This is a genomic window from Methylobacterium sp. E-046 (assembly GCF_022829625.1).
Lineage (GTDB): Bacteria > Pseudomonadota > Alphaproteobacteria > Rhizobiales > Beijerinckiaceae > Methylobacterium > Methylobacterium longum.
Window position 1 is genome coordinate 93473 of record NZ_JAKSYP010000074.1, and the last position, 15052, is coordinate 108524.

The 15052-nt window shown below is 75.2% G+C and carries 18 protein-coding genes and 2 pseudogenes; 5 read left to right on the plus strand and 15 right to left on the minus strand.

The genetic code is table 11. The features are described 5' to 3' along the window. Positions 1-15: 15 nt before the first annotated feature. The 3 genes and pseudogenes from MKK82_RS05670 to MKK82_RS05680 all read right to left on the minus strand — a co-directional run bounded on the left by MKK82_RS05670 (position 16) and on the right by MKK82_RS05680 (position 2038). Positions 16-513 carry an NlpC/P60 family protein gene (locus MKK82_RS05670; protein ID WP_243984870.1) on the minus strand — a complete coding sequence of 166 codons (498 nt, stop codon included), beginning with the start codon at positions 511-513 and terminating at the stop codon, positions 16-18. Beyond that, on the minus strand, positions 510-1385 hold the full coding sequence (locus MKK82_RS05675) for a DUF2163 domain-containing protein (RefSeq protein WP_238287831.1): 876 nt from the start codon (positions 1383-1385) through the stop codon (positions 510-512). Before MKK82_RS05675 ends, MKK82_RS05670 begins: the two co-directional genes overlap by 4 nt. A gap of 10 nt (positions 1386-1395) precedes the next feature. Next, positions 1396-2038 (minus strand): annotated as a pseudogene (locus tag MKK82_RS05680) (TIGR02217 family protein). Between MKK82_RS05680 and MKK82_RS05685 the strand changes: the two are divergent. Together MKK82_RS05685 and MKK82_RS05690 are read left to right on the plus strand one after the other, a co-directional pair. Next, on the plus strand, positions 2021-2302 hold the full coding sequence (locus MKK82_RS05685) for a hypothetical protein (RefSeq protein WP_238287834.1): 282 nt from the start codon (positions 2021-2023) through the stop codon (positions 2300-2302). The pseudogene MKK82_RS05680 and the gene MKK82_RS05685 sit on opposite strands and share 18 nt — an antisense overlap. 39 nt (positions 2303-2341) lie before the next feature. Next, positions 2342-3259 (plus strand): TauD/TfdA dioxygenase family protein, encoded by a 918-nt coding sequence (locus MKK82_RS05690; protein ID WP_238287836.1) that lies wholly within the window; start codon positions 2342-2344, stop codon positions 3257-3259. A 153-nt stretch (positions 3260-3412) separates the two neighbouring features. On the opposite strand, the gene MKK82_RS05695 is transcribed toward MKK82_RS05690, so the two are convergent. The 7 genes and pseudogenes from MKK82_RS05695 to MKK82_RS05725 all read right to left on the minus strand — a co-directional run bounded on the left by MKK82_RS05695 (position 3413) and on the right by MKK82_RS05725 (position 6414). Next, positions 3413-3991: a phage tail tape measure protein gene (locus tag MKK82_RS05695; RefSeq protein WP_238287837.1), complete on the minus strand. Its 579-nt coding sequence runs from the start codon at positions 3989-3991 to the stop codon at positions 3413-3415. 8 nt (positions 3992-3999) lie between these two features. After that, positions 4000-4167, minus strand: a pseudogene (locus MKK82_RS05700) (rcc01693 family protein); the annotation flags it as partial. A gap of 83 nt (positions 4168-4250) precedes the next feature. Further along, entirely contained in the window at positions 4251-4595 is a 345-nt protein-coding gene (locus MKK82_RS05705) for a gene transfer agent family protein (RefSeq protein WP_243984871.1), read from the minus strand. 3 nt (positions 4596-4598) lie between these two features. Then, a complete protein-coding gene (locus MKK82_RS05710) occupies positions 4599-5009 on the minus strand; it encodes a phage major tail protein, TP901-1 family (protein ID WP_238287843.1) in 411 nt (136 codons plus the stop codon). Between the two features lie 60 nt (positions 5010-5069). Further along, complete coding sequence (locus MKK82_RS05715; RefSeq protein WP_238287844.1) at positions 5070-5486, minus strand: DUF3168 domain-containing protein; 417 nt, start codon at positions 5484-5486, stop codon at positions 5070-5072. Then, on the minus strand, positions 5483-5836 hold the full coding sequence (locus MKK82_RS05720; RefSeq protein WP_238287845.1) for a head-tail adaptor protein: 354 nt from the start codon (positions 5834-5836) through the stop codon (positions 5483-5485). The genes MKK82_RS05715 and MKK82_RS05720 overlap by 4 nt, the downstream gene beginning before the upstream one ends. A 23-nt stretch (positions 5837-5859) precedes the next feature. Further along, on the minus strand, positions 5860-6414 hold the full coding sequence (locus MKK82_RS05725; protein WP_238287847.1) for a hypothetical protein: 555 nt from the start codon (positions 6412-6414) through the stop codon (positions 5860-5862). A gap of 44 nt (positions 6415-6458) precedes the next feature. On the opposite strand from MKK82_RS05725, the gene MKK82_RS05730 reads away from it, so the two are divergent. From MKK82_RS05730 to dps, 3 genes are all read left to right on the plus strand, one after another. Further along, a complete protein-coding gene (locus MKK82_RS05730; protein WP_238287848.1) occupies positions 6459-7223 on the plus strand; it encodes a S1 family peptidase in 765 nt (254 codons plus the stop codon). Between the two features lie 156 nt (positions 7224-7379). Beyond that, positions 7380-8291 carry a S1 family peptidase gene (locus MKK82_RS05735; protein WP_238287851.1) on the plus strand — a complete coding sequence of 304 codons (912 nt, stop codon included), beginning with the start codon at positions 7380-7382 and terminating at the stop codon, positions 8289-8291. 120 nt (positions 8292-8411) lie between these two features. Continuing rightward, the gene (gene dps / locus MKK82_RS05740) at positions 8412-8957 is read left to right on the plus strand and encodes a DNA starvation/stationary phase protection protein Dps (protein ID WP_238287852.1); all 546 of its coding nucleotides are present in this window, start codon (positions 8412-8414) and stop codon (positions 8955-8957) included. Positions 8958-9211: 254 nt separating this feature from the next. Here dps and MKK82_RS05745 read toward each other — a convergent pair whose 3' ends face one another. From MKK82_RS05745 to MKK82_RS05765, 5 genes are all read right to left on the minus strand, one after another. After that, positions 9212-10504, minus strand: coding sequence for a phage major capsid protein (locus MKK82_RS05745; protein WP_238287853.1), 1293 nt, complete (start codon positions 10502-10504; stop codon positions 9212-9214). 38 nt (positions 10505-10542) lie between these two features. Next, positions 10543-11061, minus strand: coding sequence for an HK97 family phage prohead protease (locus tag MKK82_RS05750; RefSeq protein WP_243984873.1), 519 nt, complete (start codon positions 11059-11061; stop codon positions 10543-10545). A 254-nt stretch (positions 11062-11315) separates the two neighbouring features. Then, positions 11316-12515 carry a phage portal protein gene (locus MKK82_RS05755; RefSeq protein WP_238287857.1) on the minus strand — a complete coding sequence of 400 codons (1200 nt, stop codon included), beginning with the start codon at positions 12513-12515 and terminating at the stop codon, positions 11316-11318. Between the two features lie 240 nt (positions 12516-12755). Next, entirely contained in the window at positions 12756-14138 is a 1383-nt protein-coding gene (locus MKK82_RS05760) for a DNA-packaging protein (RefSeq protein WP_238287858.1), read from the minus strand. Beyond that, on the minus strand, positions 14104-14754 hold the full coding sequence (locus MKK82_RS05765; protein WP_238287859.1) for a helix-turn-helix domain-containing protein: 651 nt from the start codon (positions 14752-14754) through the stop codon (positions 14104-14106). The genes MKK82_RS05760 and MKK82_RS05765 overlap by 35 nt, the downstream gene beginning before the upstream one ends. Positions 14755-15052 lie beyond the last annotated feature (298 nt).

Here is a 15052-nt window from a genome sequence, read left to right on the forward strand (position 1 = left end):
GCGGCGTGATGACGGCTACCGGCCCGGCTGCGCTCCGGGCGCAGAACCGGACGGGGCCTCCGGAAACCGGAACACCCCTGTCAGGTGCCGGCGCCACCACGCGGTCAGCGCCACCTCGGCGACCACCGCGCCGTCGTGCGCGTGGATCATGCCGCCGTCGCCGGTGGCGATGGCGCAGTGGCGGGCCGGAAGATGGCGGCGGAAGGCGAAGAGCAGCACGTCGCCCGCACGCGGCGACGCGTCGGCGAGGGGGCCGGGCACGGCCGAGAGGTGGCGTGACGCCGCCTCGGTGAGCGGGTCGGTGCCCGGGGGGGCGGATTCCGCCCAGGCGCCGGCATAGGGGGGCACGGCCTCGGGCTCGTGCCCGTAGAGCCCCCGCCAGACCCCGCGCAGAAGCCCGAGGCAGTCGCAGCCGACACCCCGCAGGGAGGCCTGGTGGCGGTAGGGCGTGCCGAGCCAGAGGCGGGCCTCGCCCAGCGCCGCCGCGCCGGTGTCCCGCCGCATCGCGCTCATCGGAACAGGCTCCCGCCGTCGAGGATCGCCGCCGAGCCCGGCACGGTGCGGGCCACCGCGTCGTTGCCGGGCATGTGCGGGAAGCCCTGGAAGTTCGCCGCGTTGGCGAAGCGGTCCCGGCAGGTGCCGAGGCGCTTGTCGCAGCCGGCCGTGAGGGTGAAGCCGTCGCCGGTCGCCACGGGCCGGGGCGGCACGGTCCAGAGCTCGATCAGGTCGCCGAGCTGGAGCCGGATATCGACCGCATGCCCGGCATTGGCGCCGACCGTCCAGGTGAGCCGGCCGGCGGTGAACAGGCCGTCCGGGAATTCGCCCGTCAGGACGGCCGAGACCGTCGCGGGTTCCGGGATCGCCGTCACGCGCCCTGCGGTGCGCCACGCGGCCAGGTCGACCCGGCAGCGCGCGTCCCCGAGGTCGGCGTCGCAGGTCGCCCGGTAGCTGCGGCCGCGCTCGGCATCGAGGCGGTGGGTGAGTCCGCGCAGCTCCGCCACGAAGGCGTCACCCTCCCGGCGCACCTCGCCGATGGTGGCGAGATCGAGGAGGAGCCGCGTCGCCGGCCGGGTCCAGTCGACCAGCCAGGTCTCCACGGAGGCGCCGTCGTAGAGGCCGCCGGCGATGTCCGCCTCGGTGAGGCCGAGGCTGCTCAGCGCACCGGCGACATCGCCGCCCGAGACCGCGAAGCCGAGTTCCGCGCTGGCCTCGGCGGCCTCCAGCCCCGTCCGGGCTTCGTGGACGAGGCCGGAGAAGGTCAGGTCGCGGTCGTGGTCGGTGAAGCCGAGGGCGACCCCGTCCCGCCGCCGCAGCGACCAGCAGCGGCACAGGGTGGTCACGCCCTGCGCGAGATGGGCCGCGAAGGCCTCCGGGATGTCGCGCATGGCACTCTCCTCACGGCACGATCTCGACGAGCGGCACCTTCGGGATCTCGCCGGCCGCGAAGGCGGCGAGGTCGATGATGAGGTCGTCGGTGTCGAAGCGGACCGGCACGTCGAAGGCGAAGCCCGCCGTCACGGCGGCGCCCGCGGGCGGCAGATGCCCGGCCGCGAAGGTGACGAGCCCCGTTGCCGGGTCGCACCCGAAGGCGTCTGGCGCGACCTCGCTGCCGCCGACCGCCACCCGGACGCTGGCCCGCCACGGGCTTGGCGATCCGGCGCCGGTAGGGCGCGAAGCCGCCGCCGTAGGTCTTCACCAGCGGGAAGGACGCGGTCGCGCCGTCGCCGAGGCCGAGCGGCTGATCCAGGGGGCCGACGGCGCGGCCGGGCGGGCCGGATCGGCCGTCGACCCGGTCGCGGAAGCGGAAGCCGTAGAGCCGCCCGCGCCGCTCCTCGAAGAAGGCCAGCACGCTGTGGAGCGCGTCGAGCCCGCGCATCCCGAACCCGGCATCGTAGCGGCGGCGGGAATCGGCCCAGCGGCCATTCCGGTGCTCCCGGCCCGAGGCCAGCGTGACGATCTCGGTCAGCCGCTGCGGGCCGCCGCCGGCGCGCAGCGACACGTCGAGGGGGAACAGCACCTCGTGGAAGTCGCTGGCCATCGGGGTCTCTCCGGTTCGGCGGGCTGCGTCCGCGTCGATCCCCCGGCCGCCACCGTCGGCCGGGCCGCGTCCCCGGTCCTGCGCGACGCCGGGGAACGTCATCGCTGCCGGCCCGGGCCGCTCGCAAAAAGTCTTTCCGGAAGGGAGGGAAAATCAAAAACACCGTTCATCGACAAAGGACGGCCGTCGATCGAAGATCGGCGCGGCGAAACCGTCGAGGACCGCATCATCCCGGTCCGGAACACCTGCATCGACCGCGCATGATCTGCGCGCCACTTCGCCGAACCCTCAGGGAGCCTTTCGATGAGCGCCGTCCCCCAGCCCCTCCACGCGTCCACCCCCGCCCTCGACCTCCGCCGCGTCGCCGGCCGGATCGGCGCGGAGATCCGCGGCGTCGCCCTCTCGGGCGACCTCGATGCCGGGATCGTCGCGGCGATCCGGCAGGCGCTCACCGCTCACAAGGTGGTGTTCTTCCGCGACCAGACCCTCGACGAGGCCGGGCAGGAGGCGTTCGGCCGGCGCCTCGGCGACCTCGTCCCGCACCCGACGGTGCCCTCCCTGGCAGGGACGGCGGGCGTCCTCGACATCGACGGCAGCCGGGGCGAGCGGGCGAGCTCCTGGCACACCGACGTGACCTTCGTGCCGGCCTATCCGGCGATCTCGATCCTGCGCGCCGTGACGCTGCCGCCCTACGGCGGCGACACGCTCTGGGCCAACACGGCGGCGGCCTACGCCGACCTGCCCGAGCCCCTGCGCGACCTCGCCGATCGCCTCTGGGCGCTGCACTCCAACGTCTACGATTACGTCGGCGGGCGCGTGAACGTCTCCGAGGCCGGGCGGCGGCGCTACGACGAGGTGTTCACCAGGACCGTGTTCGAGACCGAGCACCCCCTGGTCCACGTGCATCCGGAGACCGCCGAGCGCTCGCTGATCGTCGGGCACTTCGTCCAGCGGATCCTCGGGCTGACGACGGCGGATTCCCAGCACCTTCTGGCGATCTTCAACGACCACGCCACCCGGCCGGAGAACACCGTGCGCTGGTCCTGGCGGACCGGCGACGTGGCGATCTGGGACAACCGGGCGACCATCCACCGAGCGGTGGACGATTACGGCGACGCCCCCCGCGTGGTCCGCCGCGTGACGATCCAGGGCGTCGCCCCGGTGAGCGTCGACGGCCGCCGCAGCCGTGCGCGCGCGGCGCAGGCGCAGCAGGCGGCGTGACAGGGGTCGGCGCCCGCCCCCGCCCCCGGCATCCCTCCCCGTGAGGGATCGCGTACCCGCGCCGACGTGAGAGCCGGGGCACCACGGCCCGCGAGGGGAGCGCGACGGGCAGGAAGGCGCGGCTGCGCCCCTGCGCTGGCGCCCCCCGCCCGCTCACGTCGCCCGCTGGCCCCGTGCCACGGCCCGGGCGAGGCTCGCGGTCACCTGGGCCTCGGACCGGCGGAAAGCCCCCGGATCGGGCGTGGCGATGTGCACCGTCACCGAGACCGGCCGCGCCGAGGCCCCGCCCGCCGCGACGCCGAGGCGGCCGTCGACGCCGCGGGCCAGCGGCAGGATCGCCTCCGGGCCGGCCTCGCCCATCAGCCCGGTGCCGCCCGTCATGGGGAAGTAAGTCGGCGCGGCCACGACGCCGCCCGCCGCGAAGGGCTGCACCCGGCCGCCCCGGAACACGCCGCCCCGCGCGAAGCCGGCCGCGGCCTCGGATCCCGCCCCCAGGGCGGCGTCGATGAGGCCCGTGATGCCGGAGCGGATCGGGCCGGCGGCCGCCCGGGACGCCGTGCCGGCGAGGCGGGCCCCGATCGTGCCCAGCACCCCGTCGAGGCTGCGGCCGGAGGCGGCGCCCCGGGTCAGGGCCGCGTCCAGGCTGCGGCCGAAACTCTGCGCCAGCCGGTCGAGGGTTTCGAGCTGCTGGATCCGCGCATCGCCCTGTGTGTCGGAGTCGGTGTCGGCCATGGGGCGCCTCAGGTCGGGTCGGGATAGGCGGCGAGCAGCCGCTCGAAGGCGGCGCGGGTCAGGGGCTCCGGCCGGGCGCCCCGGCCGAGCGCCGCGGCGAACTCGCGGGGTGTCGCCGTCCAGAAGGCGGCGGGGCTCCAGCGGAGCACGCCGAGACCGAGGGCGAGGGCGTCGTCCCAGGGGAAACCGCAGGCGGCGCCGCGAGGGCGGCGGCGGGGGTTTCGAGCCGGGGTCGGTTGCGGTTCCTCCGACCCCGGCTCTACGGAGGGTTTGCGGGTGCCGGCCCCTCCCCGAAGGCCGCTGCCAGCACCTCGCCGAGGGCGGCCGAGACCGCGTCGAGCCCGCCCGCGAGGGGCAGCCGCGCCACCGCGGCGTCGTCGATGTCGTGGCCGCCGCCGCGCAGGGCCACGCCCAGCAGGGCGATCAGGTCGCGGGCCGAGACGCGCCCGCCCGCGAACCGGTCGGCGAGGCCCGCAAGGTCGCCGGCCTGGAGCGCGGCCTCCAGCTCGGCCAAGGCGCCGAGGGTGAGGCAGAGGGTGAGGCAGAGGGTGTAGCGCCGACCGCCCAGGGCGAGCGGCACCTCGCCGCGGATCCGGTTGGCCATGGCTCACGCCGCCGCGAAGGCGAGCGCGCCGGCCGAATCGAGGCTCACGTCGAAGGTGACCTCGCCGGCATGGTCGCCGCGGTATTCGAGGCTCGCGATCTGGAATGGGCCCTCCAGGATGCCGAAGGCCGGCACCACGACCTGGAAGGTCTCGATCGCCCCCTCGAAGAAGATCAGCCGCAGCCGCGCGTCCGAGGCCTGATCGCGGAAGACGCCGGAGCCCGAGATCGCGGCCCGACGCACCCCGGCGCCGGCCAGGAGCTCGCGCCAGCGGCCGGTGGAATCGGCGTTGGTCACGTCCACGGTCTCGGCGTTCAGGGTGATCTGCCGCGTGCGCAGGCCCGCCACCGCCACGAAGCCGCCCGCGCCGTCGCCGGCCCGGAGCAGCAAATCCTTGCCCTTCTGCGCGCCCATCGGCGTCCTCCTGCCTGGTTGATGGAAAACCTCGCCGCGCGTCGTCGCCCGCCCCGCCCCTCACAGCGTCTCGGTGACGGCCTCGAGGGTCAGGCGCGCCCGGGCCTCGCCGGTCCGGGCGTCGCGGTGGGCCTCGATGGCGCGGACCCGCAGGGTGACGAGCCGGCAGCCGGTCAGCGGCATCGCGGTGTCGGCGAGCAGCGCCGCCATGCGCGCGGCGGCGTCCAGGGCGGTGCGGACCGAGCCGGGCCGCGCGATCACCGCGATGTCGTGGCGGTGGCGGTGGCGCTCGGCGAAGTCGACGGAATCGTCCTGGATCTCGGCGTCGCCGAACACGGCGTAGACCGGGATCGAGCCGCGGGGCGGCTCGTCGTAGAGCCGGACCCGTCCGCCCAGCAGGGCCGCGAGGGCGGCGTCGGCCGAGAAGCGGGCGATCAGGCCGGCGCGCAGCGCCAGCAGCGGGCACGGATCGGTCACGACAGGCTCTCCCGCGGCAGCTCCTCGACGTGGCAGACCCGGTCGCGGCCCCGCGCGTCCGGCTCGGCGACGGCGCGGATCGCGAAGCGGCGGGGGCCGGCGGCGAGCCGCATCGTCGGATCGAGGTCGGCCCGGCCGCGCAGGGTGATGCGGTAGGCGGGCAGCGTGTCGGTCCGTCCTCCAGCCGGGCGGTCGACGATCCCGGCCGGGGCGAGCGCCCCCCACAGGACCGGGCCGGCGACGTAGCGGCGCAGCACGCCGCCGAAGCCGTCGGGCGACTCCACGGGCCGTTCGAGCACGAAGCGGCGGCGGCGGGCGCCGAGGGACGGCCTCTGGGAGACGGTCGTCATGGGCCGGGCTCCGGAGAAGGACATCACAGCCGCATCCGGCGGAAGGGGGCGGCCAGGTCGGCCGCCTCCGCCTCGGGCTCGTCGCCGCGATGCTCGTAGCGGGCGGCGGCGAGGCGCAGAATCGCGAGCCGCAGGGGGGCCGGCAGCGGCGGGCCGTCGCCGCCGTAGCCCGCCGCGACCTCGATCAGGATCGTGCGGCCGGCGGGATCCGGCACCGCCGGATCGACCCGCAGGCACGGGTCCTCCACCGGGTCGGGCCCGAGGCGCACGAGACCGTCGGCCAGGAGGGCGATGTCTCCACCGGCCACCGCGAACCCGGCGCGCGCGAGCTCCGCGAGCGGGCTCAGCGGCAGGGGCACCCGGCCGTCCGGCGGCCAGGCAGGCAGGGCGATCCGGTAGCGGCCCGGCACCAGGATCCGGCGGGTCTCGAGCTCGAGGCTCGCGCGGACCGCGGTGATCAGGGCGCCGAGCAGGTCGTCCTCGGCGCCCCCGTCGTCGGAGTCGAGGCGCAGGTAGGCGCGCAGGTCGGCCACGCTCACCGGCTCGACGGCGGCGGCGTCGATGCGTAACGGGATCATCGCGTCCCTCACCCAGGTGGTTTCAGGTGGTTTCAGGTGGTTTGATGCCGATCTCGAAGCGCCGCCCGCCGGCCCGCGCCGTGCCGGCGACCCCGTCGCTGGCGGCCCTGACGCTGGCGGCCCTGACGCTGGCGAGCCTGCCGGCCCGGGCGATCGTGGGCGGCGCGGAGGTGCCGGCCGGCGGGGCCGTGATGGTCCTGTCGTCGCAGGGCGGCGTCTGCACCGGCGTGGTGCTCGGCCCCGACACGGTGCTCACCGCGGGGCATTGCGCGGCCGGCGCCCCGGAGCACCGCATCCATTTTCGCGACGAGGCCGGCGCGCCGGTCCTCGTGGCGGTGGCCGCGCGCGCCGTGCATCCGGGCTACGACGCGGGCGCGGCGTCGGGCCGGCGCCGCTCCATCGACCTCGCGCTCCTGCGCACCGCGACGCCGCTGCCGCCGCGCTTCGTCCCGGTGGCCCTGAGCGCCGCGATCCCGCGGGCCGGCGAGAGGCTGACCCTGGCGGGCTACGGCGCCGCCAAGCCGGGCGACCCGCGCTCCACCGGCACCTATCGCGGCCTCGGCCTGCCGGTCATCGAGCCCCACGGGCCGAGCCGCATCCTGGTCTGGCTGAAGGGCGGCGCCGGCGGCGCCTGCCAGGGGGATTCCGGCGGCCCGATCGCCGGGCCGGACGGCGCCGTCCTGGCGGTCGCCGCCTGGGTCGGCGGCGCCTGCGGCGGCCTCACCCAGGGTGTCCTGGTCGGGCCGCAGCGCGGCTGGATCGACGGCACCCTCGGCGGCTGGGGCCGGAGCGTGCGCTGGGCGGAGTAGACCCCGCGCGGATCCGCAGGGAACCGCAGCTTGGCCGGCTCATTGCCTTGCTCTAGGCTCACCTGTCGGCCTTGCCCCGCCGCCCTGCCCCGCCGCCCTGCCCCGTTGCCCTGCCCCGTCGCCCCATCCGCGCCGACGGCGCCCCCGGAGTGCTCGATGTCCCCTCGCCCGATCCGCAAGGCCGGCCTTCTCGAGCGTCTCCTGTGCGGAAGCCTCGGGGGCGGCCTGCTCGGGGCGGCCCTCGTCGGTGCGCTCGCCGGCCTGATGCCGGCCCCCGCGGCGGCCGTGATCAACGGCACCACAACCCGTGATCCGAACGGCGCGCGCAGCTTCGTGGTGCGCATCGAGAGCACGGAGGGCGAGATCTGCTCCGGAACCCTGATCGCCCCGGACCTCGTGCTCAGCGCCGCCCACTGCGTCATGCGTCCGGCCGGCTACACGGTGATCAGCGTCGACCGGGGCTTCCGCCAGCACCGGACCCCGGTGATTGCCGCCACCATGCACCCGGACTTCGTGCCCGGCACGACGCCGGAGGAGCAGCCCGGTGTCGACCTCGCGCTCCTCAAGCTCGAACGGCCGCTCGGCGCCGACTACGTCCCCCTCGATCCGCGCGGCGCCGCCGCGATCGATACCGGCGCGGCGGTGGACATCGCGGGCTTCGGCGTCGTGGCCGAGAACCGGCGGGGCTCGGCCCGGGTCCTGCGGCTCGCGCATCTCGTCTCCATCGGCTCGCTGCAGGTCGCCAACCGGGTGACCGTAGTGACCGACCGGCAGCGCATGGCCGAGACCTCCGGGGCCGGGGCCTGCCTCGGCGATTCCGGCGGCCCGATCCTGGCGGGCGGGTCCGGCGGCTACCGGATCGTCGGCGTGGTGAGCTGGTCGAGCGGTGCCCTGCAGCAGGGTGTCCGCCGGACCGCCTGCGGCGGCTTCACCGCCGTCACGCCGGTGGCCGAGCACGCCGGCTGGATCTCCGCGCGCTCGGCCGAGTTGTCGCGGATCCAGGTGGGCGACGCGATGCCGCGCGGTAACCGCTCGGACTGGATGGCGCGCCCGGCCCGGTCCCGCTAGGGCACCCAGCCAGAACCTGTCGGCATCCCTGGATCCTGCCGGGATCGTGCACGCGTGCGGGAACCGGAGGCCGCATCCGAACTTTCGCCTCCGAACCTTTCAGGCATACGGAGCGAGAGCATGGCCGACACCGGCACCACCAACACCCCGCGGACTCACAAGACCCGCAACAACACCGATTCGAACGCCAAGAAGGTCTCCATCGAGGCGCTCAACGCGCGCTTGGCGGACGGCATCGACCTGGCGCTCGCGATCAAGCAGGCCCATTGGAACCTCAAGGGTCCGCAATTCATCGGCGTCCACGAGATGCTCGACGGGTTCCGCACCCAGCTCGACGAGCTCAACGACACCGTCGCCGAGCGCGCGGTCCAGCTCGGCGCCACGGCCTTCGGCTCGACCCAGGCGGTCGCTGAGCGCACCAAGCTGCCGGCCTACCCGACCGGCATCTACGCGATCGCCGACCACATCGCCGCGCTGATCGACAGCTACGCCGCCTACGCCAACGCGGTGCGCCAGAACATCGACGAGACCGACGAGGCGGGCGACCCCGACACGGCCGACCTGTTCACCGAGATCTCGCGGGCGGTCGACAAGCACCTCTGGTTCCTGGAGGCCCACGTGCAGGAGCCCACCGGCACCCTGCGCGACGGCAATTCCGGGCGCTGACGTCCGGGTGGCACCCACCGGACCGCACCGCCAGCCGGTGCGGTCCGGTACCGACGCCCGCCCGCCCATGGGGCGGCGCGTTTTACCGGCCGGCGGCGTCCCTTCGGGGCCATGCCGGTCGGCGACGATCCCCACCGTCATCCGGGGCCGGGAAGCCGCGCCCGAGGACGGGGATCGGCAGTCTCCGCACGCGCCCCTGAGCGCGCCCCGCGATGGCCCCCGCCCGCCTCGCGAACGCCCGCGGGAGCCCGCGCTCAGCCGAATTTCAGCAGCTTGATCGCGTCGAAATCCTGTACCCCGCCGCCGACGCGCTTAGTGGTGTAGAACAGCACGTAGGGCTTGGCCGAGTACGGGTCGCGCAGCACCCGCATCCCCGTACGATCCACCACCACGTAGCCGCGGCGGAAATCGCCGAAGGCGACCGACAGGCTGTCCTTCCCGAGATCGGGCATCGCCTCGGCCTCCGTGACGGGGAAGCCGATCAGCGTCGCGGCCCGGTTGGCGGCGAGCGGCGGCTGCCACAGGTAGTTGCCCTCCGCGTCCTTGAACTTCCGGATCGCGCTCTGGGTGCGCCGGTTCATGACGAAGCCGCCGTTCTGGCGGTAGCCCGCCCGCAGGCCGTAGATCAGGTCGAACAGCACGTCGCCCGGATTGGTCGACGGGAAGGCGCCGGCCGCGCCGGTCGCCACGATGCCGAGCTTGCCCGGCACCCAGGCGGCGTTGGCCACGGTGTCGTAGGCGAGGAAACCCCGGGGGCGGCTGGCGCCGTTGCCGGTGACGAAGGCGACGCCCTCCTGCTCGGCGAACGCCGTCTCCACCTCGGACGACAGCCACGCGTCGAGGTCCACGACGGCGTCGTCCAGCAGCGTCTGCGTGGCGGCCGGCATCGCGTAGAGTTCCAGGGCGGGGAGCGCGATCTCCGACAGGGCGGGTGCGGCGGTCTCCGGGCGCGGCGCGGCCTCGGCCGCCCAGCCGGTGATCGGCGCTCCGACCGAGACGGCGCGCTTGTACTGCGCGCCCGAGATCTGCTGCACGCTGGCGATCGACCGGATCGGCGAGATCTGGCCGAGCCGCGTCAGCACGGTCCGCTCGATCGTGTCGGGCACGAGGTAGCCGCCGTCCGGACCGGAGCCGGCCGACAGGGCCTTGGCCTCCAGGCGCTTGAGGCCGGCGCTCTCGCCGGCCCGGACGTAGAGGTCGAAAGCGGCCTTGTGCTCGTGCGCGGCCGTGCCCTCCCGGGGATCCGGCCGGCCCAGGGGCGGCCGGGCCCGCTCCAGGCCGATCCGGTCGAGGCGGGTACGGGCGGCGTCGAGGGCGGCATCGATCCGGGCGAGCTTCTCCTCGGTGAGGACGTCGGCGCCGAGCCGGCCCTCGATCTGGCCGATGCGCGCGTCGTTCGTCTCCTTGAAGGCCGCGAAGGCGGCGGCGAGGTCGTCGAGGGCCGAGCGGACCTCGCCGCCCTCGGGGCGGGCGGCCTTGTTCTCCAGGTCGGGCAGAGCGTCCTTGGTCTCGAAGGCGGCGCTGGCGAGCGCGGTATGGGCGTTCATGGGGTCCTCGTCGGCGGGGGCGGAAGTCGGGGTGGCGGTCAGGGCCGGAGGCCCGGCTGCGGACGGACGGCGGGAAGCGGGCGCCGCGGCGGCGCGATCCTGCGGGCGAGGCCGCGGATCTCCTCCGACAGGGGCGTCGCGCCCGTATCCGGGCGCGGACTCGCGCGGGCCGCCTGCTGCAGCGGGAAGGTCACCAGGGAGATCTCCCAGAGATCGACCTGATGGAGCCGGCGCTCGCCCCCGCCACCCTTCCGGGCGCGCAGCGTGCGGAAGCCGATCGACAATCCGTCCAGGCCGCCCCCGCGCATCAGGGCGTCGACCTCCCGGGCGCGCTGCACCGCGAGGTTGAGCTGCCCTTCCGCGAACAGGCCGCGGGCATCCTCGCGGAGGGCGATCCAGCGGCCGATCGGTTCGGCGGGGTCGTGCTGGAACAGCAGGCGCACGCCGGCCGGCCCGCGCCCGGCGAGGCTCGCCGCGAAGGCGCCCGGCACGACCACGTCGCGGCCGAGATCGGGCACGCCGAAGACGCTGGCATAGCCCGTGAAGTGGCCGTCCATCGGGTATCCTCGGCTGTGGGACGTGTCTGGGGAGCGGACCTGGATCGGACGCACGCCCGCCCTTCAGCGCTGCGACGCCCAGGGCGGCCGACGCGTGCGGCGGGCCCCTCTCGGGATCCGGCAGGCCGGTTCGGGCAGCGGGTTCGAGCAGCGGGTTCGGGCGCCGGGTTCAGGATCGTCGTCCGGTCGATGGATCGGCGGTCCGGTGACCGACGCGCCCGCCCCCGCGGAGCGGAAGGGAGATGCGCGCCGTGTCAGGCCGCCGCCCCGCCGGCCCGCTCCGGTGGGTAGCCTACCGCCTCGCGCTTCTCCGCCACCGACAGAAAGTCCGCGGCCTGGATCCGGCGCCACAGGGATTCGCGCTCGGCCGCGAGCGCCTCGATCCGGTCGAGGTCCGGCTCGAGGTCCACCGGCCCGAAGGCGGGCTCCAGCCAGCCGGCCAGCGCCTGCGCGGTGCGGGCGGCGAGCGGGATCAGGGTCTGCCGGTACAGGGCGCGGTTGGCCTCGGCGTAGTTGGCGTGGGTGTTGTCGCCGGGCAGGCCGAGCAGCAGGGGCGGCACCCCGAAGGCCAGCGCGATCTCCCGCGCCGCCGCGTTCTTGGCTTCGACGAAGTCCATGTCCCGCGGCGACAGGGCCAGCGGCTTCCAGTCGAGGCCGCCCTCCAGCAGGAGCGGCCGGCCGGCATTGGCGGCGCCCTGGTAGTTCGCCTCCAGCTCCGCCTTCAGCCGGTCGAACTGGGGTTCGGAGAGTCCCGCCCCGGCGAAGACCAGGGCTCCGGACGGTCGCGCGGCGTTGTCGAGGAGCGCCTTGTTCCAGGCGCTCGCGGCGTTGTGGATGTCGAGCGCCGTGGCCGCCGCCGCGATGGGCGCGAGGCCGCCGGCATCGTCGTCCGGGTGGAACAGGGCGAGCGCCAGGACCGGCGCCACCTCGGCCGCGCCCGGCGCCGGCAGGTCGAACCGGCGGCTGCGTCCCCCCACCGTGTAGAGATAGGCGGCCGGCCAGCCGTCGGGCCCGGGCAGCATCCGCATCCGGGCCGGCCGCAGGGTCTGCAGGGCCGCGACCCGTCCGTCGAGGTCGACCGCCTCCAGGTAGGCCGTTCCGGTGAGCAGGAGGTCCGCGTAGACGGTCTCCAGGAGCTGGGTGCCGCTGTCCCGCGGGTTCGGCCGGGCCAGCAGCGCCAGGAGATCGCAGGCCCGCGCCGCGCCCGGCCCGGTGGCGATCAGCGGCAGACGCGCCGCGCTCTCGGCGACGAGGCGGACCGCCCGGTGGACAATCGGGTTGCCCTCGTAGCCGGCCCGGGCCAGCGCGGCTGGGTCGCGGGGCGTCCAGTTGGCCCGCCCGTCCGCATAGAGGGCGAAGGCCGGCGCCGGGGCGGCCTTGGTGGCGGGCGCCGGGCCGGAGCCACCCGCGGCGCGGCGCGCGAGCCGCGCCAGCCGTTCGACGACAGTCGCCATTCCGGTCCGCTCCTGAGCTGTGGTCGCGCGCAGATTGATCGTGCCCAAGTTATCGGGCGCGACCCCACAACAATCCGGGGAATTTATACCGTTGGAAGCCGCGCCGTGGCCTCCCGGCTACAGCATGGCTCAAGAAATTGTGTATACAGGATGCAGTTCGTTCCAGAGACCACGAACCGACTCCCGGCGCGCTTCTCATCGAAGCGCGCCGTATTGTTTTGGCGTTCGTCTCAAAGCGTTCTACAGGCGCCTGATGCGCGGTTCCGCGCGCGCCTCCAGCATCAGATGGGTGAGCGCCCAGACCAAAGCGTCGAGCCGATCGGGGGAAGCGTGGCCGGACAGGCCGTCCGGCCCGAAATCGCACAACTCGTCTTCCAGCTCCGGGAACGCCCCGACATGGTGGACCAGACCGCGGGCGTAGAGCAGCGAGACCGGCTCCGCCCGCAGATACTTGCCGCGGGTGGCATGGACCCGCGTCACCGGGACGGCGGGGTCGCACTGGGCCAGCACGGCCGCGGCCATCTCGCCGCCCTGGTTGACCTCGACCACCAGGGCGTCGGCCGCGAGGCGGTGGTAGAGGGCGAGCGCGGTCCCGGCCCAGGCCTGGGGGGTGGCGCGGGCGAGGCTCGCATCGGCGAGCACGTAGGCGTGCCCTCCGGCGCGGCCGGCCGCCACGATCCCGCAGGCATCCGAGCGCGCCCCGGAGGTCGCGGGCGGATCCACCGCCACCACGATGCGGCCCAGCTCCGGCGCGGCGGCGACCCGGGCGGCTTCGAGGGCGGCGCGGTCCCAGAGGGCGTCGTCCCGGTCGGCGATCAGCTCGCCGTCGAGTTCCTGCCGGCCGAGACGGGTGCCGGCGTAGCGCCCGACCACCCGCTCCAGGAAGTCCGGCGCGAGGTGGCCGGCATTGTCGCGGGTTCGGGCGCGGCTGATCACCGTGCGCGGGTCGGCCAGCAGCCGCCGGATCAGCGGCACCGGCCGGGGGGTCGTGGTCACGAGGTTGCGCGGCCGGGCGCCGAGGCGCAGGCCGAATTGCAGCATGTCGAAGGTGGCCTCCGGCCGGCGCCATTTGGCGGCCTCGTCGCACCACGCGGCGCCGAATTGCGGGCCGCGGAGCGCGTCGGGCTCCTCGGCCGAGAAGGCGAGCGCCACCGCGCCGTTGGCCCATTCCAGGCGCCGCCGGCTCGGCGACCAGACCGGCCGGGCCCGGCCGCGCGCCGGCAGGCTCAGGAGGCCCGACGGCCCCTCGACCATCACGTCGCGCACGTCCAGATGCGTCTCGCCGACCAGCGCGATCCGGCCCACCGGCTCCGCCGTGAAGGCCGGATCGCCGCGCGCCAGGGCGTCGACCCACTCGGCCCCGGTGCGCGTCTTGCCGCTGCCGCGGCCGCCGATCACGGCCCAGGTGGTCCAGGGGCCTCCGGTCGAGGGGCCTCCGGTCCAGACGTCTCCGGTCCGGATCTCCCCGGCCCTCGCCGCCCCGGACCCGGGCTCCGGGTCGGCCGGCGGGAGCTGGTCGGGCCGGGCCTGGTGCAGCCAGTCGTCGGCGAGCGCGCGGATCAGCGCCGGCGGCAGGGTCGCGAGGAAGTCAGGCAGCCGCCCGGCCGCCGACAAAGCCAGCATAGCGGCGCGCGAGCTCCGCGCGCAGGGCGGGCAGGTCGGGCTCGGTGTCGCCATCGTCCTCCTCCCCGCCCGCGCGCCGGGCGCCGTCCGCATCCACCGTGTCGAGGAGCCGCTTGAGCCCGCCGAGGTCGCGCAGAACCCGGGCGGAATCGCGCAGGGCCGGCCCCGCGCCGCTCAGCGCCGCGTCGAAGGCGGCGATCTGCCGGACGATGTGGGCCCGCAGGTGCAGCCGTAGGGTCGTCGGATCCGTCGCCGCGCCGCGATCCGGGCGCACCAGCACCTCCGCCGGCAGCCGCAGCGCCGTCCCGAAGGCCGTGACCATCATGTCCGGCGTGAGCCGCCCGAGGCCCAGGGCCAGGGTGACGTCGCCGGGGTCGTTGCCCGGCGCGCAGAGCAGCCGGACGAGGGCCGCCCGGCGCTCCGCCGGCCAGCGCGCGGTCGCCACCCACCGGCGCCGCGGCGGCCTGAGCCAGCCGGCCCGGACGTTCCACGACCATACGGTCCGCGCGGTGACGCCGGTCCGGGCGCTGATCTCGCAGACGGGAAGATTGGTCTCAGCGAGGAGCCGGAGGGCCTCGGCCCGCAACCCGGCCGGGTGAGCCCTGCTTCGGAGCATCGCCGCCTCTCCGCATACGTCTCGACCGTGCCCCGGTGATAGCCCGGCAGCGGCCCGGCGTCAAGCAAGAATTCCTATCACTCGGAGGTTTTAGGATTTTTGGCTCATCGAATGTGCGATGGCGGGGTCGCCGCACTGCGGGTCGGGCCCGAGACCGTGCGGGTCGGGCCGGCCGCCGCCGTGCGGATCCTGCACGCGCCGACCGGTCTCACCGCGATCAACCCTATGAATCAAGGCTCGTTCGGCTGTCCGAAGCCGGAACGGCAATCGGGTCGACACGTTGACCGGCGCCATCCGC

Coding starts and splice junctions, on each gene's coding strand:
- MKK82_RS05670 (WP_243984870.1), bottom strand. CDS start 513: ATGAGCGCGATGCGGCGGGACACCGGCGCGGCGGCGCTGGGCGAGGCC.
- MKK82_RS05675 (WP_238287831.1), bottom strand. CDS start 1,385: ATGCGCGACATCCCGGAGGCCTTCGCGGCCCATCTCGCGCAGGGCGTG.
- MKK82_RS05690 (WP_238287836.1), top strand. CDS start 2,342: ATGAGCGCCGTCCCCCAGCCCCTCCACGCGTCCACCCCCGCCCTCGAC.
- MKK82_RS05695 (WP_238287837.1), bottom strand. CDS start 3,991: ATGGCCGACACCGACTCCGACACACAGGGCGATGCGCGGATCCAGCAG.
- MKK82_RS05705 (WP_243984871.1), bottom strand. CDS start 4,595: ATGGCCAACCGGATCCGCGGCGAGGTGCCGCTCGCCCTGGGCGGTCGG.
- MKK82_RS05710 (WP_238287843.1), bottom strand. CDS start 5,009: ATGGGCGCGCAGAAGGGCAAGGATTTGCTGCTCCGGGCCGGCGACGGC.
- MKK82_RS05720 (WP_238287845.1), bottom strand. CDS start 5,836: ATGACGACCGTCTCCCAGAGGCCGTCCCTCGGCGCCCGCCGCCGCCGC.
- MKK82_RS05725 (WP_238287847.1), bottom strand. CDS start 6,414: ATGATCCCGTTACGCATCGACGCCGCCGCCGTCGAGCCGGTGAGCGTG.
- MKK82_RS05730 (WP_238287848.1), top strand. CDS start 6,459: ATGCCGATCTCGAAGCGCCGCCCGCCGGCCCGCGCCGTGCCGGCGACC.
- MKK82_RS05735 (WP_238287851.1), top strand. CDS start 7,380: ATGTCCCCTCGCCCGATCCGCAAGGCCGGCCTTCTCGAGCGTCTCCTG.
- dps (WP_238287852.1), top strand. CDS start 8,412: ATGGCCGACACCGGCACCACCAACACCCCGCGGACTCACAAGACCCGC.
- MKK82_RS05745 (WP_238287853.1), bottom strand. CDS start 10,504: ATGAACGCCCATACCGCGCTCGCCAGCGCCGCCTTCGAGACCAAGGAC.
- MKK82_RS05750 (WP_243984873.1), bottom strand. CDS start 11,061: ATGGACGGCCACTTCACGGGCTATGCCAGCGTCTTCGGCGTGCCCGAT.
- MKK82_RS05755 (WP_238287857.1), bottom strand. CDS start 12,515: ATGGCGACTGTCGTCGAACGGCTGGCGCGGCTCGCGCGCCGCGCCGCG.
- MKK82_RS05760 (WP_238287858.1), bottom strand. CDS start 14,138: ATGCTGGCTTTGTCGGCGGCCGGGCGGCTGCCTGACTTCCTCGCGACC.
- MKK82_RS05765 (WP_238287859.1), bottom strand. CDS start 14,754: ATGCTCCGAAGCAGGGCTCACCCGGCCGGGTTGCGGGCCGAGGCCCTC.